The organism is Pelagivirga sediminicola (genome assembly GCF_003072125.1).
GTDB classification, from domain to species: domain Bacteria; phylum Pseudomonadota; class Alphaproteobacteria; order Rhodobacterales; family Rhodobacteraceae; genus Roseovarius; species Roseovarius sediminicola.
In genome coordinates this window covers 105,387-124,865 of the sequence record NZ_QCYH01000009.1, presented here as the reverse complement: position 1 = coordinate 124,865, position 19,479 = coordinate 105,387, and the positions used below count along the sequence as shown (strand labels likewise).

Sequence of the window (19,479 nt, the reverse complement as noted above, 5' to 3'; positions counted from 1 at the left end):
GCACCATGGCGCTTGGTGCCCCGTCACTGGCCTGGTTTTACGCCGCCGCGTGGCCGGTTTTTACTCCGCCGTTGACACGAAGTCCGGAGCTGTGACCTTCGCCCCTTCACAGCTTCTGCCAGAGGGCAGTGCAACGCTGAGGCTTGGAGGTCTGAGCGTTGCTTCGCAGCTATCCGAACAGCAGCAGGCTTACGGCCGGTTCCACTATGCGTTGTGCCGAGCGATTGATGAGCTCTACCGGCACAGGACAACTATCGAAGGTCAGACGGACTTCAAGATTTCCATTGGCACCCTGTCGGATCCCGCGAACCGGAAATTCATCCGGCCGCTCGTAGAAGCGATTTTCGGCGAGCGCGTGTATCTTGGAGCGAGTTCGCTCAAAGGCGGCCTGCAGCAGAAGTGGTTCCTTTACCAGGGCAGGACACTCAAGAAATACTATGAAATATATCGAGGCCTTCAGGACGGAGACGACGTCGTCGCAGGGCTGGCAACACTTGACCACCTGAAAGGCAACGAGACACCGCGTCTGCCCCTGCGCCTGAAAGAACTTATGACAGAGGCGTGGGAGGAGATCGGTCTGGATCTTAAAGGCCCGTCGGCAGCGAACGTGCATGGCTACCTTACCGCGCTGATTAACAGGGAAAACCGGCAGCGGGCGCTCAACGAGTTGCCCTCTCTGCCGGTCCCATCCCATCAATCCGTTCTCCGCCATCGCAAAGAGCTTCTCACCCCGACTGAATACATGGTCGCGACAAAGGGCGAGCGTTACGCGCGCAACAAGCGGGGACGCGGTAGCTCGGACGTGCGGGCCCTCATGATCGGCGAATTCTGTGAGATGGACGAATGCCGGGCGTCATTGATTACCTCCGCCAAGGCCAAAGGCTATTGGCAAACGCTTTCTGAAGATACCAAGAAAGCAATGGAATGGGCGGATGAAGAAATCCGCAGCCGTCTTAGCATTCTCGTCATGATTGACATTGCGACACGCATGCCAGTGGGCTGGGTCGTCAGCGAACAGCCGAAAGCCGAAGCCACGATGCAGCTGCTGCGGATGGCAACGCGCGACAAGACCCGCGAGAAGCGTATCTACGGTTGCGAGGGCGAGGCTGTGCCTGCCATGGGTCTCGGCATGGTGCGCAATGACAATGGTACTGGCCTGCGGAATGCCGAGGTCAAGTCCGCGCTCATGGGGATTGCGTCGGCAAATACCGACGTGCGGACACATGCCTCCGCCGACAAGCCATATGTTGAACGGATGTTTGGCACCACGGAATCCGTATTGTTAAAGCTGCTTCATGGCTACACCGGACGGAAGGCCGGAGAGCTGCCCGGCTATGACGCGAAGGCATCGGGCGTGCTGGATATTGACCTCCTCTATGAAATCCTGACCAAGTTTTTCATCGACGAATACCCGTCCCTGAAACACATGGGCGTCGGGATGGGGGGGCGCCGGCCTACTGAGGTCTTCAAGGAGCTGAATGAGACCAGAGGGACCTTTCGCTTGTTGAATGAGGATCGCCGTCGCATCCATCTGGGCTGGCCATTCAAGTTGAAGCCTAACGACGAGGGTGTGCGTGTGCTGGAAGGCCTTTTCTATTCGTCAGACGAATTCCAGATTGCCATCGAGCGGTATCAGGGCAAGGTCACCGTCTATATCGATCCGGACGATCTGAACTTTGCGACTGCAGTGATCCCGTATGACCCAGAGCCATACACGCTAAGGTTACAGACGACTGTCTTCGCCGATCTGACCGTATCTGAACTACTGGAGCTGATGACGCAATATCGTCGCGAGAACCCCGAGCTGACAACGCTCTACGAAGACCGGATCGCAAAAGTTCGACTTGAGAGACATGATCAGCTCAAGAAAATCGGGGTCGAGCGTCGGCTTCCTAAGAGTTATGTCAGTGTGGACGAAGCCCGCAAGAGGGCCAAGGGCCTGTTTGCATCCTCCCGGTTGGTCCAGACACATGTGCCGCTCGATACGGTCGCCCCCGGCACCTTGGACACCGTGATCTCGGGCCCGGGGATCCTGCCAATTGGCGATGCAAGTGTCATCGACCACGAGCCTGCAGTGCCGGTCTCTACGCCAGCGCTGCCAGCAAGAAAGCTCAAGCTCAAGGCCGGGAAAACGTCTTCCGAGCCCCCCGTCCGGCTCGGCCGACCTGCCCAGAAGGGTGAACTTTCGTAACTACCCGCTTCTCAACGACGTCCAGTCATTCAAAGGATAACCATGAGTTTCATCGACCCGAACCGCATTAACGCATCCCTCACTCTGCAGCGCGGCCACTATACCTTCCCGCGCGCGGCAAAACTCCGCGAAGCTTTTGAAAACTGCCTGCACGACTACTATGTAAAAGCCTCCATCGGCGGGCATTTCGAAGTGCGCGGCATGTTGGTGACTGGAGAGTCCCGGGTCGGCAAGACTTCCGAGACCGTCCGGCTTGTCGAGGAATTCAATGCCAGCCTGACAGAAATGCCCAACGGGAAGCCCGGTAAGATCGTATACTGCAAGTTGGACGGGTCGATTAGCTGGAAAGATCTTGGCCACAAGACACTTGAGGCACTCGGTTACTCCGCGAATCCCCGGCGCACCCAGGGTGAATTTTGGAACATGGTTCGCCATCAATGCCGCGAACAGGGCGTCATCGGCCTCTACTACGACGAATGCCAGCACGCCTTTACGTCTGGTCCAAAGTCCAATGAAAAGCTCCTCGACCGTTTCAAGGCGCTGATGAAGGAACCAGAATGGCCATTGATGCTCATCCTGTCAGGCGTTCCGGTTCTGGCCAGCCATGTGAACTCTGAAGAGCAGATCGCGCATCTCCTCTCCCACATTCAATTCGATGAGATCCACATGGGCAGGTTCGCTGATCCGACCCGGGATCCGGACATGATCGAATTGAACAAGCTCGTGTATACCTATGCCGAGCGCGCCGAAGTCGATGTCGACAACCTCGTTGACGTCGATTTCCTGCAGCGCCTGGATTTTGCCTGCGCCTCACGCTGGGGCCTCGTCATTGAACTGCTGATCCGCGCTTTCGGGCTGTGCAGACTTCATGGCCAGAAAACAGGCAAATATCGATATGGACGTTTCAGGGCTCGCATCGCGGGCCCTTTTTTGACCGCCGCCGTGCATGCTTATGTGTCACATGTGCATGCTTATGCCTTACCTCGGAAAAGGCCCACCTACAACACACTGAAATAAATAGGGTATTTTGTTGGCGCGCGGAGCCCGAAACATCTGACTGTGCAAACTTATGGTGCATTGGCACCAGATATCTTCGCAACGGGCACCGGCACGGCGGCCTTGGGCCGGTCAGCGGAACCTGTCGGCCAGTTTTTGCAGCGCGCTGCGGGTATCGGGCGGCTCTGGCTGCGGGTCCGGCTTGGGTGCGCGCGCGGCGGGTTCGGGCGGTGCCGATTTCGGATCGGGGGATTTGCCGCCGGAAGACCTCGGCGGCGCGGTGCGCAGGGCGACGGCGTTCTGGAACCGGCCGTTGTCGCCCTCCGCCAGATGTGCCGCGCCGTCGCTGACGCCGCGCAGCACGTCGTCCAGCCACTCCTGATCGGCCTTGGCAAAATCGCTCAGCACATAGCCCGGCACCGCCTCCTTGCGGCCCGGATGGCCGACCCCCATGCGCACGCGGCTGTAATGCGGGCCGATATGCTGGTGGATCGAGCGCAGGCCGTTATGGCCGGCATGCCCGCCGCCATCCTTGACGCGCAGCTTGCCTGGGGCCAGATCGATCTCGTCGTGGAAAACGGTGATGTCGGTCGGCTCCAGCTTGTAGAACCGCATCGCCTCGCCCACCGATTGGCCCGACAGGTTCATGAATGTGCCGGGCTTGAGCAAGAGCACCCTGGTGCTGCCCAGCTTGCCCTCGCTGGCCTGTCCCTGAAACCGCGCCTTCCACGGACCAAAACCGTGATCGGACGCGATTCGATCCACTGCCATGAAGCCGATATTGTGTCGGTTGCCCGCGTATTTCGCGCCGGGATTTCCCAGCCCTGCAAAGATCAGCATTTGGCGCGCCTCCTGGTCGGGTCGCGAATGGGTCTAAAGTGTTTCGCGGAAAACTTGAATCACAATTTTTCGCGAAACGCGCGTGTTTTGGGCGGCGGGGCGCCAATGGTGGGCTGTGCCGGTGCCTTGGGCCTGCGCGGCCCAGACGAAAAAACGCGGCCCCATCAGGGCCGCGTTTTCCGAAGTCACAAGGCTGAAAGGGTCACTCGCCGTCGGTCGGCGGGATGTCCTCTTCCTGCTCGATGGTCGGAACCTCATCGGCTTCGACCTCATCCTCGTCCTCGCCATCGGATTTCAGGGCCGACGGGGCAGACACGTTGCAGATCATGAAATCACGGTCCTTGATCACCAGCTCGGCGCCCTTGGGCAGCTCGATATCCGAGATCGTGATCGTGTCGCCGATATCGACCAGCTTGCGCATGTCCACGACCAGCGCGTCGGGGATGTCGCCCGCTGTCACCAGCAGCTCGACCTCGCCGCGGATGGTGGTCATGACGCCGCCCTTGGTGATGGCCGGGCACTCGTCCTCGTGCTGGAAGTCGATCGGGATGAACAGGTTGATCTTGGTCGTGCGCTTGAGGCGCATCAGGTCCAGATGCGTCGGCAGATCCTTGACCACGTCGCGCTGCACGTCGCGGCAGATGACGCGCACGTCTTCCTGGCCGTCGACCTTCAGGTTGAAGAGCGTCGATTTGAAACGGCCCTTCTTGAGCTTCTTGAGCAGCTCGTTGAACGGAATGTTGATCGGCAACGGATCGTTGTCACCACCAAAAACGATACCCGGAACCATGCCAGCGCGGCGTGCTGCACGAGCGGCGCCCTTGCCTGTCCCCGTGCGTTCCTGGGCGTGAAGATCAGGAATTTCTCCAGCCATGTTTAGTCTCCATAGGTTAGGGCGGGGCTCCTCCAAGGCTGTAGCCCCGCATGAAGCCGTGGCCATAGAGGATTTGCGCGCCGATGGGAAGAGTGAATGCGCGCGCCCATGCCGCAGCCCGCGTCATTCGGGCGGCTCGGCCCGTCCCCATGAGACACCCTTCAGCACATCGGGGTCCAGATCCTCGCCATGCAGGACGCTGACATCGCCGGTCGCCTCCAGCACCACGGCGCGCACGCATCCTGTCGTGATCGCGTTCGCCTCGCGCAGCTTGGCGCGCAGCTCGTCGCGGGTGACGCGCGACAGGGCCAGGTTCTCTTCCAGAAGCCTGCCCTCGTAGAAAAGCATGAGGGGCGCATTGTCCGTCAGGCGGCGGATCGGGGACCACTTCTGTCGCAGGAACGACACGACAAAACGTGCCGCGAACAGCACCGTCAGCGCGACAAGGCCGGGCCATGGCGTGTCGGCGCTGGTCATCATCGTAGCCAAGACCGAACCTGCCGCCACCGTCAGGGCGAAATCGAAGCTCGACATCTTGGAGAAGGACCGCAGGCCGTTGACGCGTGCCAGAACGATGACGGCAAAGACGGCCAGAAGCGTCTGCAGGGCGATGGACAAAAGCTGCATGTCTCAGAGTTCCTTCACGCAGGCCAGCCCGCGCTGGATGAAAACCACGCTGGGCACCAGCACGATGCCGCATGCGATCACGCCCAGTATCCGCTCCAGCAGGCCGTCAACGGATGTGGCGGACAGCAGGAAGACCGGACACATCACCGCCCACGCGGCCCCCAGCGCGATCAGCGTCCAGCCTGCCGTGCCATGACCGGATGCGCGCAGGCCCGATTGCATCACCGCGCAGGTCAGCAGGAAAAAGGCGCCCATCGCATAGACGAGATACATATGGATCACCACGCCGTCGCGGTCGCTGTCGCCATATTCGTTTCGCGCGCCGATGATGGTGACCAGACTGGCCAGAGACGCCACGCCGACCGACCAGCCGCCCTTGCCCATATGCGCATGCGATGCGGCCCGCGCCGTTGCCAGCAATCCGGCGGCAAAGCCGTAAAGCGCCACGTCCATGATGATCTCCCAGCGGCCCGCCGCCAGATCGCTGATCGTATCGGCGATCCAGTCATGATCCGGCACAACGATCTGCGCAATCAGGGTGCCGACGATCAAAGCCGCGCATCCCGCCACGCCGATGCCGCCAAAGGCGATCAGCAGCCAGGGCCGCTCGCGATAGGTGCGGGGCGCGCCCGCGTTGCCATTTGCGGGCCGGGCGTGCGTTTCGTCTGGCATGATATGGCCCCTGTTGCGGTTGATGGCGATGGTTTGATCGTTAAACCAACGCCGCCCGAGGGCCGCGTGTTCCGCGGCGGCAGGTGGGCGCGGCCGGGCGGAGGTGCGAAAGATGTAATTTGACGCGGTCAGAGGCTTGTCTTTGAACGGGAATTTCCCATGATGGCGGCGGCGACATGCGCCGTGGCAGACCAATCTGCCGTTCTTTTCAAGGAGTACCAAACTTGTACAATCACTTTTCCCGCGCGGGCACCCTGGCCGCGCTCTGCGCTGTCGTGGCCCTGCCTGCCGCCGCGGCAGACCGCAAGGTCGAGATCATCAACAAGACCGGCTATGCGATCACGGAATTCTACGGCTCCAACAATGGAACCGACCAGTGGGAAGAGGACATTCTCGGCGCTGATGTGCTGCCGCATAATGCGTCCGTGACCATCGATTTCGACGATGGCACCGGCCATTGCATCTTTGATTTTCTGATCACATTCGAAGATGGCGACCAGTTGAAGGAAGAAGACGTGGATGTCTGCACCGTCGGCGAATTCACCTTCGAATGATTGCCGGGCGGCGGGACATTGCGCGCATTGTCCCGCCGCCCGCGCCTATTGCCAGCGGTCCGAGAAATCCTTGGGGATCATCAGGATATCGCGGTCCACGCCGCGAATGTCGCGGTGGCCGCAGAATGCCATCGACACGTCCAGTTCCTTGTGGATCACCTGCAGCGCGCGGGTGACGCCCGCCTCGCCCATCGCGCCCAGCCCGTAGATATAGGCGCGTCCGATATAGGTGCCGGTGGCGCCCATCGCCAAGGCCTTCAGAACGTCCTGGCCCGAGCGGATGCCGCTGTCCAGATGCACCTCGATCCGGTCGCCGACCGCGTCCATGATCGCGGGCAGCGCGCGAATGGAGGACAGCGCGCCGTCCAGTTGCCGTCCGCCATGATTGCTGACCACGATCGCGTCGGCGCCCACGTTCAGCGCCTCCCGCGCATCGCGCGGATCGATGATGCCCTTGATGATCAGCGGCCCGTCCCACATCTTGCGAAACTGCCGGATACGGTCCCAGTCAAGGGACGCATCGAACGCTTCGTTGGTCCATGAGGTCAGGTCTTCGGGGTTGCTCACGCCCTTGGCGTGGCCAACGATATTGCCGAAAAACCGCCGCTTGGTGCCCAGCATTTCAAGGCCCCACTGCACCTTGGTCGCCATGTTGGCCACACTGCGCGCGGTCAGTTTCGGCGGCGCCGAGAGGCCGTTGCGGATATCCTTGTGCCGCTGGCCCAGCATCTGCAGATCGACGGTAATCACCGCGGCCGAGCATTTGGCGGCCTTGGCCCGGTCGAACAGACGCTGCATGAAATCATCGTCTTTCAGCGTGTAGACCTGCAGCCAGAAGGGTTTGTCGGTGTTCTCGGCCACATCCTCGATCGAGCAGATCGACATTGTGCTGAGCGTATAGGGCACCCCGAATTTTCCGGCGGCGCGGGCGGCCTTGATCTCGCCATCGGCGCTTTGCATGCCGGTCAGGCCGACAGGCGCCAGCGCCACTGGCATCGCCACATCCTGGCCGATCATCCGGCTTGCGGTGCTGCGCTCGGCCATGTCCACGGCAACACGCTGGCGCAGGAGGATGTCGTTGAAATCGCTGCTGTTGGCGCGAAAGGTCTGCTCGGTCCAGCTGCCCGATTCGGTGTAGTCATAGAACATGCGCGGCACGCGGCGGCGATAGATGGCATGCAGGTCCTGAATGTTGGTGATGACGGGCATGGGGCGCCTCCGCTGTGCAACTGCACAAAGTTCTAGCCGCTGGTCCGCCCGGCTTGCAACGGGCGGCGATTTTTCGCGAAAAATCGTGGCGCGTTACTGAAGATGCTGGATCAGACCCGCAATCATTGCCTTGGCGCTGTCCGAGCTCCAGTGCGCATCGCCTTGCATGCGGGCCACTTCGCGCCCCACCGGGTCAAGGATGACGGTGATCGGCAGGCCCAGAACGCCCATCTCGCGCGCGACGGCCTGTTTCGGGTCGCGATGCGCGGGCAGGTTGGTCACGCCGATCTCGTCAAAGAAGCCTTCGATGGCGGGCACCGGGTTGCGCCCGGTGGCCAGCGTCAGAACCTCGAAATCGTCGCCGCCGAATTCGGTCTGCAACTCGGCCAGCATCGGCATTTCCTTGCGGCAGGGCGCGCACCAGGTGGCCCAGAAGTTCAGCAGCACATATTTGCCCTTGTAATCGGCCAGCGTCGCGGTGCCGCCGTCTTCGGTGGTGAAGCTGGCGGTCGCGGCCGCCTTGGGCTCGGCATGGAAGGTCAGCTTCTTCATGTCGCCGTCCAGTTCGGCGGCCAGCGCGGAATAGTCGCGCGCAGCCTGATCGGACGCGGAATCCGCCGGGCCACCGAGTGCAAGGAACAGGCCCGCCACGATTGCACCGAGGCCGAGGGCGGGATAAAGCAGGGCGGAACGTGACAGGCGCATTTTTCCTCCAGAGGGGCAAGGCATGGCAGACAATTCTTCGAACCAGATGTGGGGCGGCCGTTTCGCCGCCGGGCCCGATGCGATCATGGAGGCGATAAATGCCTCGATCGGGTTCGACAAGCGCATGGCGACCCAGGATATCGCCGGATCGAAGGCCCATGCCGCCATGCTGGCAGCCACGGGCATCATTACAGATAGCGATGCGGGCGCGATGAAGGAAGGGCTGGACAGCGTTCTGGCCGAAATCGAAGGCGGCACCTTCGCGTTTTCCGCAGCGCTCGAAGACATCCACATGAATGTCGAGGCGCGGCTGAAAGAGGTGATCGGCGAGCCTGCGGGCCGTCTGCACACGGGCCGGTCGCGCAATGATCAGGTCGCGACCGATTTCAAGCTGTGGGTGCGCGACCAGTTGGATGCCGCCGAGGGCGCGCTGCAGGCGCTGATGCGCGCGCTTGTGTCGCAGGCCGAGGCAGGCGCAGATTGGGTGATGCCGGGCTTTACCCATCTGCAAGTGGCGCAGCCGGTGACATGGGGCCATCACATGATGGCCTATGTCGAGATGTTCGCGCGCGATCTGTCCCGCATGCGGGGCGCCCGCGCGCGGATGAACGAATGCCCGCTTGGTGCGGCGGCGCTGGCCGGCACGTCCTTTCCCATCGACCGCGAGATGACGGCGCAGGCGCTAGGGTTTGACCGCCCCTCTGCCAATTCGCTCGATGCGGTCAGCGACCGCGATTTCGCGCTGGAATTCCTCGGCGCCGCCAGCATCTGCGCGATGCATCTGAGCCGCATGGCCGAAGAGCTGGTGATCTGGTCCTCGGCGCAGTTCCGGTTCGTGGCGCTGTCGGACCGGTTCTCGACCGGCTCATCCATCATGCCGCAAAAGAAGAACCCGGATGCCGCCGAGCTGATCCGCGCCAAGATCGGGCGCATCTTTGGCGCCAATGTCGCGCTGACGCTGGTGATGAAGGGCCTGCCGCTGGCCTATTCCAAGGACATGCAGGAGGACAAGGAGCAGGTGTTCGACGCCGCCGACAACCTTATGCTGGCCCTTGCCGCGATGGAAGGCATGGTGCGCGACATGAGCGCCAACCGCGAGGTGCTGGAGGCCGCCGCCGCCACCGGATTTTCCACCGCGACCGATCTGGCCGACTGGCTGGTGCGCGTGCTGGGCATGCCGTTTCGCGAGGCGCATCACGTCACCGGCGCGCTGGTGGCCTTGGCCGAGAAGAAGGGCTGCGATCTGCCCGATCTGACGCTTGAGGACATGCAAGGGGTGCATGGCGACATTACCGGGGATGTCTTTGACGTGCTGGGCGTGCATAATTCGGTGGCCAGCCGCGTCAGCTATGGCGGGACCGCGCCAAGCCAGGTGCGCGCGCAGGTGAAGCGCTGGCAGGAGGTGCTGGGATGAAATACGCGATCGCTCTGGCCGCATTGGCGGCCCTCACGGCCTGCGGCGTCGATGGCGCGCCGGTGCGCCCATCCAAGAACGACAGCGCGCTGGCCCGTCCGCCCAACGCCTCGGCCAAGCCCGAGCCGGGCAAATGGATCGGCGGCAATGTCAGCGTGCATACGGCGGCTGTGCTGTGAAGTATGTCTTTCTGGCGTTGGCCGTCTGGGGCGTCATCCACCCGATGACATGGTTCCTGCGCTGGTTCGCGCAGAACGGCTTTGACCTTGGCGCGATGGTGACGGCATGGCACGCCAACGCCGCCACCAGCGGGCTGGTCTGGGATCTGACCATCGCCGCTGTCGCGCTGACGGTCTGGGTGCTGGCCGAGACATGGCGCATCCGCGACTGGGCGCGTCTTGCCGCCATTCCGGCGACGTTCTGCATCGGGGTCAGCTGCGGCCTGCCGCTTTACCTTTATCTGCGTCTGCGCAAGGGGTAGGGGCGGGATTTGAGTAATTTCCCCAAGATGAAGCCCTGAGGCCAGCAAGGAACGGTTAGCGTGGATCATTTTCTCTACAAGGATGGCGTGCTGCATGCCGAGGATGTGCCGGTGGCCGATATCGCCGCCGCCGTCGGCACGCCGTTCTACGTCTATTCCACCGCCACGCTGGAGCGGCATTTCAACCTGTTCAACGATGCGCTGGAGGGGCTGGATCATCTGGTGTGCTATGCCATGAAGGCGGCCAGCAACGTGGCGATCCTGAAGACGCTGGCGCGGCTTGGCGCGGGGATGGACGTGGTCTCGGGCGGCGAATACCTGCGCGCCAAGGCGGCGGGGGTGCCGGGCGACAAGATCGTGTTTTCCGGCGTCGGCAAGACGCGCGAGGAGATGCGCCTGGCGCTGGAGGGCGGCATCCGCCAGTTCAACGTCGAGAGCGAGCCGGAGATGGAAGCGCTGAGCGCCGTCGCCGAGGGAATGGGCCTGCGGGCGCCGATCACCGTGCGCGTGAATCCCGATGTCGATGCAAAAACGCATGCCAAGATCGCCACCGGCAAATCCGAGAACAAGTTCGGCATACCGATCAGCCGTGCGCGCGAGGTTTACGCCCTTGCCGCCCGTCTGCCGGGGCTGGAGGTGATCGGGATCGACGTGCATATCGGCAGCCAGCTGACCGATCTTGAGCCCTTTCGCCAAGCCTATCTGAAGGTCGGCGAGCTGACCGGGATTCTGCGCGCCGATGGCCACGACATCCGCCGCCTGGACCTGGGCGGCGGCCTTGGCATCCCCTACACGCGCGGGAACGAGGCGCCGCCACTGCCCAGCCAGTATGGCGCGATGATCAAGGAAACGCTGGGCCATCTGGGCTGCGAGATCGAGATCGAGCCGGGGCGCCTGATTGCCGGCAATGCCGGGCTTCTGGTGAGCGAGGTCATCTATGTCAAATCCGGCGAGGGCCGCGATTTTCTGATCCTCGACGCCGCGATGAACGATCTGATCCGCCCGGCCATGTATGACGCCTGGCACGATATCGTGCCGGTGATCCAGCCCGCCCCGGCGGCCGAGCAGCAGCCCTATGACATCGTCGGCCCGGTCTGCGAAAGCGGCGACACATTTGCGCGCCAGCGCATGATGCCCGCGCTGGCGGCCGGCGATCTGGTCGCCTTCCGCAGCGCCGGGGCATATGGTGCCGTTATGGCGAGCGAGTACAACACCCGCCCGCTGGTCCCCGAGGTGCTGGTCAATGGGCAGGACTTCGCCGTCATCCGTGCGCGGCCCACCTTTGACGAAATACTGAATCGCGATATCATCCCCTCATGGCTCTAGCGCGCGGCAGGGCCAGTTTCCGGAGAGGTGCATGGCCCAGCGTCCCAACCTGACAGGCCCTTTGCGGGCGCGGCTGAGGCTGCCGCTGACCCTGACATGGGCCGGTCTGGTGGCCGAGCGGCTGGTGCGCGCCTTCTGGCCGCTCTGGACGCTGCTGGCGGCGGTGGCGGCGGCGTTGATGCTGGGCCTGCACGAGCTGCTGATGTTCGAGCTGGCGGCCAGCGTGATGATCGCCGCGGTGCTGGGCGCGGCGGCGCTGCTGATCGTGGGGCTGGCGCGGTTCCGCTGGCCGCGGCGGCGCGAGGCGCTGGACCGGCTGGATGCCGCGCTGCCGGGGCGCCCGTTGCAGGCGCTGGGCGATGCGCAAGGCATAGGGCGCGGCGATCCCGCGTCAGAGGCGCTTTGGGACGCGCACCGCGCGCGCATGGAGCGGGCCGCAGAGGCCGCCCGCGCCCCGCGCCCCGATCTGCGCATCGCGCGGCTGGACCCGTTCGGCCTGCGCTACATTGCGCTTCTGGGGCTGGTGGTGGCGCTGCTCTTCGGCTCGGTCTGGCGCGTGACATCGGCGGCGCAGCTGGCGCAGGGCGGCGGCAGCGGCGCGCCGGTGTCCGGACCGACATGGGAGGGCTGGATCGAGCCGCCGGTCTATACCGGATTGCCCAGTCTTTACCTTGCCGATCAGCAGGGCAAACGGCTGGATGTGCCTGTCGGCAGCCGCGTCACCTTGCGCTTTTACGGCGAAATCGGCGCGCTGGCGCTGGCCGAAACCGTCTCGGGCCGGACCGAGGATATCGGCGCCGCCACCGATCCCGAACAAGCCTTTGACGTGGTGCAGGACGGCACCTTGGCGATCGACGGGCCGGGCGGGCGCAAGTGGGACATCCGCGCCGTCCCCGACGCCGCGCCCAGTGCCGCGCTGACGCCGGACGGCGCCAAGACCACGTTTGACGGCCAGATGAGCCAGCCATTCACCGCGCAGGACGATTATGGCGTGACCGGCGGCACGGCGACGTTCCGGCTGGTGCTGGAGGACGTGGATCGCCGCTATGGCCTGGCCGCAGAGCCGGAGCCGCGCGATCCTGTCGTGCTGGACCTGCCGCTGCCGATCACGGGCGGTCGCGCGGAGTTTTCCGAAACGCTGGTCGGCAACCTGTCCCAGCACCCTTGGGCGCATCTGCCGGTGACGCTGACGCTGCAGGTGGAGGATGCGGCAGGCCAGACCGGCACAAGCGCGCCGCTGAGGATGGATCTGCCTGCGCGGCGCTTTTTCGACCCGCTGGCTGCCGCCGTGATCGAGCAGCGGCGCGATCTGTTGTGGAGCGCCGCCAACGCGCCGCGCGTGGCGCAGGTTCTGCGCGCGGTCACCTATCAGCCCGGCGAGACGCTGTTTCGCGACAAGGCCGATTACCTGAAGCTGCGCACGATCCTGCGCAGGCTGGAGGCCGGGACGACGGACGGCACGGTCCCCGCCGAGCTTCGGGACGAGCTGGCGCAGGCGCTCTGGGATCTGGCGCTGGCGCTGGAGGACGGCGATATCGGCGACGCGCTGGAGCGGATGCGCGAGGCGCAGGAACGGCTGAGCGAGGCGATGCGCAACGGCGCCAGCGAGGACGAGATGGCGCGCCTGATGCAGGAGCTGCGCGACGCGACGGATGACTACCTGCGCCACAAATCCATGCAGGCCGAGCGTGAGGGCGGCCCTGATGAGCCCAATTCTGGGGACCGCGAGACCACGTTGCTCCAGCAGCAGGATCTGCAGGACATGATGGACCGGATCGAGGAGTTGATGCGCCAGGGCCGCATTGCCGAAGCCGAAGAGGCGATGCGCCAGTTCCAGGAGATGATGGAAAACCTGCGCGTCACCGAAGGGCAGGGCGGCGACGGCGAGGGCAGCCCCGGCGGTCAGGCGATGGAGGGGCTGGCCGACACCCTGCGCGAGCAGCAGGACCTGTCCGATCAGGCGTTTCGCGATCTGCAGCAGCAGTTCAATCAGGGCAGCGGCGGTGGCCAGACCCCCGGCAACGAAGGCCTTGGAGACGGGCAGGATGGTGAAGGCCAGCAAGGGCTGGGCCAGCAGGGCGAGGGTCAGGGCGCGGGCCGTGACGGAACCGGCGGAGGCGCGGGCGCGCAGCCTGGTCCGGACGGCCGGCCGCAGGGGCTGGCCGATCGCCAGCAGGCGTTGCGGCAGGAGTTGCAGCGCCAGCGCGGCAATCTGCCGGGCGGCGGCGAGGCTGCCGAGGACGCGCGCCGTTCGCTGGACCGCGCGGGCGAGGCGATGGACGGCGCCGAGCAGGCGCTGCGCGACGGCGACATGGCGGGCGCGATCGACCGGCAGGCCGAGGCGATGGATGCCCTGCGCGATGGCATGCGCGAGCTGGGCCGCGCGATGGCCGAACAGAACGGAATGCAGCAGGACGACGAGGGCCGCGCCGAGGGCGGCGCCAGCGGCCCGCAGTCCGATCCGCTGGGCCGCCGTGCCGGCGAAGGCCGGAGCGCGGGCACCGACGGCAACCTGCTGCAGGGCGAGGACGTGTATCGCCGCGCGCGCGAATTGCTGGACGAATTGCGCCGCCGCTCGGGCGAGGGCGCGCGCCCAGAGGTCGAGCGTGATTATCTGCGCCGCCTATTGGATCGTTTCTGACACGCTGCCGGATGTGGCGCGCAGCGCGGCGAGCGCCTCGATCAGCGCGGCGCCGATGATCAGCAGCCCGCCCGACAGCCGCCACAGGCCGAACGGCTCGTCCAGCAGCAGCGCGCCCGACACGACGCCCGCCACGATCTCCAGCGTGAACAGAAAGCTCAGCAGCGCCGGGGGCAGGCGCTGCGCGCTCCACAAGGTGATGCCAAGGACGGGCAGCAGATAGACCGCGCCGAGCGCCAGTGCGGCGCCCATCGCGGGCGCGTCGCCCGCGGCGGGCAATGCCTCACCGGTGGCCCAGGCAAAGAGCAGCGACAGCAGCATTGCCCACACGACCGTGGCCAGCGTCAGCGCCGACGCGGTCGAGCGGCGCCCCGTGAACACAAGCGCCGCCCCCACCGCCCAGGATACGCCCGACAAGAGCGCCAGCGCATCGCCCAGATTCATCGACTGAAGCGACACCTCGCCGCCCATCACCAGATACGCGCCGCCCAGCGACAGGGCCAGCGTTACGGTCGATGTCCTGTGCCAGCGCTGGCCCAGAAACGCCCATTCGATGATCTTGCTCCAAGCCGGCGCGAGATAGAACAGCAAGATCACGCGCACCACGTCCGACAGCGTGAACGCAACCGAATAGGACGCGAACGCCACCCCGATCAGCCCCGCGCCCAGAATGGTGCGCGCGCTGATGCGCGGATGTACGCGCGCGGCGATCATGTAGCCTGCGATCATCAGCGCCGCGCCCGCGTTGCAGATGATGCCCGCCTGCGCGCCGCTGAGTCCCATGCTCTCGATCCAGCGGATCGGCACCCACCACAGGCCCCAGAAAATCGCCGACACGAATGTCAGCAGGACCGGGGCCAGTTGGCTGGAAGACCCGCCGCGCGCGGCCGCAGGCAACATGGGGGTCAGTTGCCGGTGCTGTCGCCGGCCGGTTCAGGCGCGCCGGATGCCATCCCGTCCAGCCACAGCATCAGCGCGGCAATCTGCCCGTCCAGCCAGACGCGCAGCCCGTCAACCCAGGCGGCATAATCGGCCAGAACATCCTGCAACGAAGGCATCAGATTGCCCAGAGGCACCGCGAAAATGTAGATCAGCAGCAGGATAACCGCGATCAGCACCGCGATGAGAAATCCCCGCCGGAAGCCGCCGCGCTGCGCAGCCGCCGCGTCGGGATAGGCATCATACGCGGCGCCCGCGCCCTGCGGATCATCGCCGGGCCCCAGCGACGAGTTGATCTCCTCGATATCGGGAAAAAGGCTGCGGCGCGAGGTGGGGTCGATGCCCTGCGCATCCTCATCGGCGCTCGCGGCTTCCTGGTCCTCCTCGCCGCGCATACGGGCCATGCGGGCGCGGACCTCGCGGGTGCGCCGGGCCTCGTCCTGTCCGTCGCCAAGCCCCAGATCCGGCTGCGTCTCCAGCCCGCCCTGTGCGGCGGCACGGGCGCGTTTCTCGCGCTCGGCCTCCTCGCGCAGGACATTCGCGACGGCGGGATCAATCTCGCGCCGCTCCGGGCGTTCGGTCTCGGGCAGGGGCGCGGGCGCGGGGTCCGCGTCGCTTGCGGCGTCGGGCCCGGCCTCGGGCGCTGGATCCTGCGCCGCATCTTCGGCGGGGGCCTCTGGCGTATCCGGCTCTGGCGTGACCTCTTCCCAATCGTCAGCCTGATCGGCGTCTGCCGCCTCATCTGCGGGATGGTCGCGATGCGTCTGAAACCACGTGTCGCCGCAATTGGAGCATTGGACATCGCGACCCGCCTCGGGGATCACGTCATCGGGAACTTCGTATTGCGCCCCGCAATTCGGGCAAGTCAGCCTCATAGTCGCACCTGTCACTGTCCCCATTCGCCCGAGTTATACTGTCTCGTGGTTTTCGTAAGGTTTAATGGATTGGCGGAAAAGATCAAAGGATTTGCGCCCTGCGATTGCAAGACGCCTGCCGGTGGGGCATTTAGGAACCAAACAGGCATGAGGGGCGGCCGGTGATCGAGCTGGAAAATGTGGCCTATTCCTATGGCGGCGGCGAGCTGCTGAGCGATATCACGCTGCGGTTGCAGCCGGGATCGTTCCACTTCCTGACCGGGCCATCGGGCGCGGGCAAGACGACGCTGCTCAAGCTGCTTTACGGCGCGTTGATGCCGACGGCGGGCCATGTGCGCCTGTTCGATGCCGATGCGCGCGAATTGACCCGCGATGATATCGCACTGGCGCGGCGGCGGATCGGCGTGGTGCATCAGGACTGCCAGTTCCTGAACCATCTGAGCGTGGCCGAGAATATCGCCCTGCCGCTGCTGGTCTCGGACCGCGACATGCTGGCCGAGGATGCCAACCTGCGCGAGCTGACCGGCTGGGTCGGACTGACGCAACGGGCAGAGGCCCGTCCGCCCGAGCTTTCGGGGGGCGAGCGGCAGCGCGCGGCGCTGGCGCGGGCGATCATCATGTCGCCCGACGTCATTCTGGCCGACGAGCCGACGGGCAACGTCGATTGGGAGATGTCCCAGCGCCTGATGCGCCTGCTGATCGAGCTGAACCGCATGGGCAAGACCATCATGATCGCCACGCATGATCTGGCCCTGATCCGCGCGGCCAAGACGCATGTGCAGGCGCGCGTCTTGCGCATCTCGAACCGGCGCTTGCAACTGGCGGGGGCGGATCTGTGAGGAAATGGCTGGATCTGGAGCGTTTTCGCGGCCTTCTGGCCGGGGACGCGGGCGCGGACCGGGTGGTGCCGCCCACGGGCTTTACCGCGTCGCTGACCGTGTTCGCGGCGGGCGCGATGGCCTTTCTGGCGGTCTTCGCGCTGGCGCTGTCGCTGGCGACGGCGCGGCTGGCGGACCGGTGGGGGGACGCGCTGGCGCGCAGTTCCACCTTGCGGATCTCGGCCCCTGAGGGGCAGATGATCGCGCAGACCGATGCGGCCCTCAAGGTGCTGGGCACCACGCCCGGCATCGCGTCCGCCCGCGCGCTGGACGCAAGCGAGCAACGCGCTCTGCTGGAGCCGTGGTTCGGCCCCGATCTGCCGGTCGAGGATCTTCCCATTCCCCAGCTGGTCGAGATCATCGAGGAGGGCGCAGGCTATGACGCCGCCGGTCTGCGTCTGCGCCTTGCCGCCGAGGTGCCGGGCGCGGTGCTGGACGATCACACGCGTTGGCGCGCGCCATTGGTGCGGGCCGCATCGCGCCTTCGCCTTCTGGGCTGGCTGTCGCTGCTGCTGATCGCGGGGACGGTGGCGGCGATGATCACGCTGGCGGCCAACGCGGCGCTGTCGGCCAATGCGCAGGTGATCGGCGTGCTGCGCCTTGTCGGCGCGCGTGACGGGTATATCGCGCAAGCCTTCGTGCGCCGGTTCACGCTGCGCAGCCTTGGCGGCGCGGCGGCGGGCACGGTGCTGGGCTGCATCGCCGTGGCGCTGTTGCCGCGCACGGATGTGGGCGGGGGCTTTCTGACCGGGCTGGGCTTTCAGGGCTGGCACTGGCTCTGGCCGCTGGTCATTCCGCTCTTGTCGGGCGGGGTCGCCTATCTGGCCACGCGCGCGGCGGCGCAGCGCACATTGCGCGAGATGCCATGAAGCACGCGCTGCAATGGCTGCTGTCGCTGCTGTTCATCGTGCAGATGTATCTGGCGATGGCGGTGCTGGGCCTATTGTTCTTCCCTTGGGCGCTGTTCAGCACGCGGGGCGCGCGCACGGCCTGCAAGCTGTTCTGCGCCTGGGTGCGCACCAGCGCGCGCTGGATTGTCGGCCTGCGCACCGAAATCCGCGGCACCCCGCCGACCGGTGAGGTGGTGATCGCGGCCAAGCATCAGTCATTTCTGGACATCATCCTGATCTTCAGCGCCGTCCCGGCGGGCAAGTTCATCATGAAGCGCGAGCTGATGTGGACTCCGATCCTGGGCCAGTATGCCCTGCGCATCGGTTGCATTCCGGTGGACCGGGGCAAGCGCAGCGCGGCCGTCAAGAAGATGATCGCCGATGTCGCCAAGGGCGCGCAAGAGCCGGGCCAGCTGATCATCTACCCCCAGGGCACGCGCGTCGCGCCGGGGGTGCATATGCCCTACAAGATCGGATCGGGCGCGATCTATGCCGCCCTGGGGCAGGATTGCGTGCCTGCGGCCACGAATGTGGGCGTCTTCTGGCCGCGTCATGGCATCCTGCGCAAGCGGGGGCTGGCGGTGGTGGAGTTTCTGCCGCCGATCAGGACCGGCATGGAGCGCGGCGATTTCATGGCGCGGCTCGAGGCCGATATCGAGGGCGCGTCGGATGCGCTGTTGAGCGAAGCGGGGTTTGATCGGGATGGACTACGTTAAGGATATAGCCGCGCTGGAGGCGCTTTACGGCACGCCCAGCCTTGCGGCGGAACGCAAGGTTTCCAGGCAGTTATTGCCGCTGCACGCGAAATGGATCGCCGCGTCGCGGTTCTGCATCCTCAGCACGGTCGGACCAGGCGGCACCGACGGCAGCCCGCGCGGCGATGATGGCCCTGTCGTCACGCAGCTGGACCCGGTGACGCTCGCCATGCCCGACTGGCGCGGCAACAACCGGATGGACAGCCTGCGCAACATCATCACTGACGGGCGCCTGTCGCTGATGTTCATGGTGCCGGGGTCGACCACGGTCATCCGCATCAACGGGCGGGGGCGCATCACCACCGATGCCGCGCTGGTGGAGCGGTTTGCCAAGGACGGCAAGCTGCCCCGCTCGGTTCTGGTGATCGATATCGCGGAGGTCTATCTGCAATGCTCGCGTGCGCAGATGCGCTCGGGCATATGGGCGCGCGATGACAGCGCACAGTTGCCCGGCATGGGCGATCTGCTGGCCGAGGCGACCGAAGGCGCCATCGACGGCGCGCGCTTCGATGCCGATTGGGCAGAAAGATCGCAGCGCGAGATCTGGTCGTAGGTCGGCGGCTCTTATGAGGAAAACCGCCCCGACAGCCTGGGGATCAGGCCTATCGGGGC

At 65.0% G+C, this 19,479-nt stretch carries 20 protein-coding genes; 12 read left to right on the top strand and 8 right to left on the bottom strand.

Going from position 1 to position 19,479, the window contains the following annotated elements; translation table 11 throughout:
* The coding region (locus DC366_RS19945; protein WP_165802924.1) for a TnsB C-terminal domain-containing protein at window positions 1-2,191 on the top strand (2,191 nt) is incomplete at its 5' end.
* Between the two features lie 42 nt (window positions 2,192-2,233).
* Window positions 2,234-3,208 carry an ATP-binding protein gene (locus DC366_RS14735; protein WP_108692990.1) on the top strand — a complete coding sequence of 325 codons (975 nt, stop codon included), beginning with the start codon at window positions 2,234-2,236 and terminating at the stop codon, window positions 3,206-3,208.
* Window positions 3,209-3,319: 111 nt separating this feature from the next.
* Here the strand turns inward: DC366_RS14735 and pth are convergent, their stop codons facing one another.
* From pth to DC366_RS14715, 4 genes are all read right to left on the bottom strand, one after another.
* Window positions 3,320-4,027: an aminoacyl-tRNA hydrolase gene (gene pth / locus DC366_RS14730; protein ID WP_108692989.1), complete on the bottom strand. Its 708-nt coding sequence runs from the start codon at window positions 4,025-4,027 to the stop codon at window positions 3,320-3,322.
* A 202-nt stretch (window positions 4,028-4,229) separates the two neighbouring features.
* Complete coding sequence (locus DC366_RS14725) at window positions 4,230-4,901, bottom strand: 50S ribosomal protein L25/general stress protein Ctc (protein ID WP_108692988.1); 672 nt, start codon at window positions 4,899-4,901, stop codon at window positions 4,230-4,232.
* A 123-nt stretch (window positions 4,902-5,024) separates the two neighbouring features.
* Window positions 5,025-5,528, bottom strand: a complete 504-nt coding sequence (locus DC366_RS14720; RefSeq protein ID WP_108692987.1) for a DUF421 domain-containing protein — start codon at window positions 5,526-5,528, stop codon at window positions 5,025-5,027.
* 3 nt (window positions 5,529-5,531) lie between these two features.
* Window positions 5,532-6,200: a DUF998 domain-containing protein gene (locus DC366_RS14715; RefSeq protein WP_108693003.1), complete on the bottom strand. Its 669-nt coding sequence runs from the start codon at window positions 6,198-6,200 to the stop codon at window positions 5,532-5,534.
* A 224-nt stretch (window positions 6,201-6,424) separates the two neighbouring features.
* On the opposite strand from DC366_RS14715, the gene DC366_RS14710 reads away from it, so the two are divergent.
* Window positions 6,425-6,754 (top strand): hypothetical protein, encoded by a 330-nt coding sequence (locus DC366_RS14710; RefSeq protein WP_108692986.1) that lies wholly within the window; start codon window positions 6,425-6,427, stop codon window positions 6,752-6,754.
* A gap of 45 nt (window positions 6,755-6,799) precedes the next feature.
* Here the strand turns inward: DC366_RS14710 and DC366_RS14705 are convergent, their stop codons facing one another.
* Together DC366_RS14705 and DC366_RS14700 are read right to left on the bottom strand one after the other, a co-directional pair.
* Window positions 6,800-7,963 (bottom strand): alpha-hydroxy acid oxidase, encoded by a 1,164-nt coding sequence (locus tag DC366_RS14705; protein WP_108692985.1) that lies wholly within the window; start codon window positions 7,961-7,963, stop codon window positions 6,800-6,802.
* Window positions 7,964-8,056: 93 nt separating this feature from the next.
* Window positions 8,057-8,668: a TlpA family protein disulfide reductase gene (locus DC366_RS14700; RefSeq protein ID WP_108692984.1), complete on the bottom strand. Its 612-nt coding sequence runs from the start codon at window positions 8,666-8,668 to the stop codon at window positions 8,057-8,059.
* A 22-nt stretch (window positions 8,669-8,690) separates the two neighbouring features.
* Here DC366_RS14700 and argH point away from each other — a divergent pair, with 22 nt between their 5' ends.
* The 5 genes from argH to DC366_RS14675 are packed head-to-tail and all read left to right on the top strand — an operon-like array spanning window position 8,691 to window position 14,530.
* Window positions 8,691-10,082 (top strand): argininosuccinate lyase, encoded by a 1,392-nt coding sequence (gene argH, locus DC366_RS14695; protein ID WP_108692983.1) that lies wholly within the window; start codon window positions 8,691-8,693, stop codon window positions 10,080-10,082.
* Window positions 10,079-10,261 carry an argininosuccinate lyase gene (locus DC366_RS14690; protein ID WP_108692982.1) on the top strand — a complete coding sequence of 61 codons (183 nt, stop codon included), beginning with the start codon at window positions 10,079-10,081 and terminating at the stop codon, window positions 10,259-10,261. The genes argH and DC366_RS14690 overlap by 4 nt, the downstream gene beginning before the upstream one ends.
* Window positions 10,258-10,563 (top strand): DUF2834 domain-containing protein, encoded by a 306-nt coding sequence (locus DC366_RS14685; RefSeq protein ID WP_108692981.1) that lies wholly within the window; start codon window positions 10,258-10,260, stop codon window positions 10,561-10,563. Before DC366_RS14690 ends, DC366_RS14685 begins: the two co-directional genes overlap by 4 nt.
* A 60-nt stretch (window positions 10,564-10,623) precedes the next feature.
* Window positions 10,624-11,889, top strand: coding sequence for a diaminopimelate decarboxylase (gene lysA, locus DC366_RS14680; RefSeq protein WP_108692980.1), 1,266 nt, complete (start codon window positions 10,624-10,626; stop codon window positions 11,887-11,889).
* Between the two features lie 31 nt (window positions 11,890-11,920).
* On the top strand, window positions 11,921-14,530 hold the full coding sequence (locus DC366_RS14675) for a TIGR02302 family protein (RefSeq protein ID WP_108692979.1): 2,610 nt from the start codon (window positions 11,921-11,923) through the stop codon (window positions 14,528-14,530).
* Here DC366_RS14675 and DC366_RS14670 read toward each other — a convergent pair.
* Together DC366_RS14670 and DC366_RS14665 are read right to left on the bottom strand one after the other, a co-directional pair.
* Window positions 14,513-15,430: a DMT family transporter gene (locus DC366_RS14670; protein WP_108692978.1), complete on the bottom strand. Its 918-nt coding sequence runs from the start codon at window positions 15,428-15,430 to the stop codon at window positions 14,513-14,515. The two genes, DC366_RS14675 and DC366_RS14670, sit on opposite strands and share 18 nt — an antisense overlap.
* A 5-nt stretch (window positions 15,431-15,435) precedes the next feature.
* Window positions 15,436-16,344 carry a zinc-ribbon domain-containing protein gene (locus DC366_RS14665; RefSeq protein WP_108692977.1) on the bottom strand — a complete coding sequence of 303 codons (909 nt, stop codon included), beginning with the start codon at window positions 16,342-16,344 and terminating at the stop codon, window positions 15,436-15,438.
* A gap of 161 nt (window positions 16,345-16,505) precedes the next feature.
* On the opposite strand from DC366_RS14665, the gene DC366_RS14660 reads away from it, so the two are divergent.
* Genes DC366_RS14660 through DC366_RS14645 form a run of 4 tightly spaced genes read left to right on the top strand, consistent with a single transcriptional unit; the run spans window position 16,506 to window position 19,420 of the window.
* Window positions 16,506-17,183, top strand: coding sequence for a cell division ATP-binding protein FtsE (locus tag DC366_RS14660; protein WP_108692976.1), 678 nt, complete (start codon window positions 16,506-16,508; stop codon window positions 17,181-17,183).
* Window positions 17,180-18,091: a cell division protein FtsX gene (locus DC366_RS14655; protein WP_243405146.1), complete on the top strand. Its 912-nt coding sequence runs from the start codon at window positions 17,180-17,182 to the stop codon at window positions 18,089-18,091. The genes DC366_RS14660 and DC366_RS14655 overlap by 4 nt, the downstream gene beginning before the upstream one ends.
* Window positions 18,088-18,828: a lysophospholipid acyltransferase family protein gene (locus tag DC366_RS14650; protein WP_108692975.1), complete on the top strand. Its 741-nt coding sequence runs from the start codon at window positions 18,088-18,090 to the stop codon at window positions 18,826-18,828. The genes DC366_RS14655 and DC366_RS14650 overlap by 4 nt, the downstream gene beginning before the upstream one ends.
* Window positions 18,815-19,420, top strand: coding sequence for an MSMEG_1061 family FMN-dependent PPOX-type flavoprotein (locus DC366_RS14645; protein ID WP_108692974.1), 606 nt, complete (start codon window positions 18,815-18,817; stop codon window positions 19,418-19,420). The genes DC366_RS14650 and DC366_RS14645 overlap by 14 nt, the downstream gene beginning before the upstream one ends.
* Window positions 19,421-19,479 lie beyond the last annotated feature (59 nt).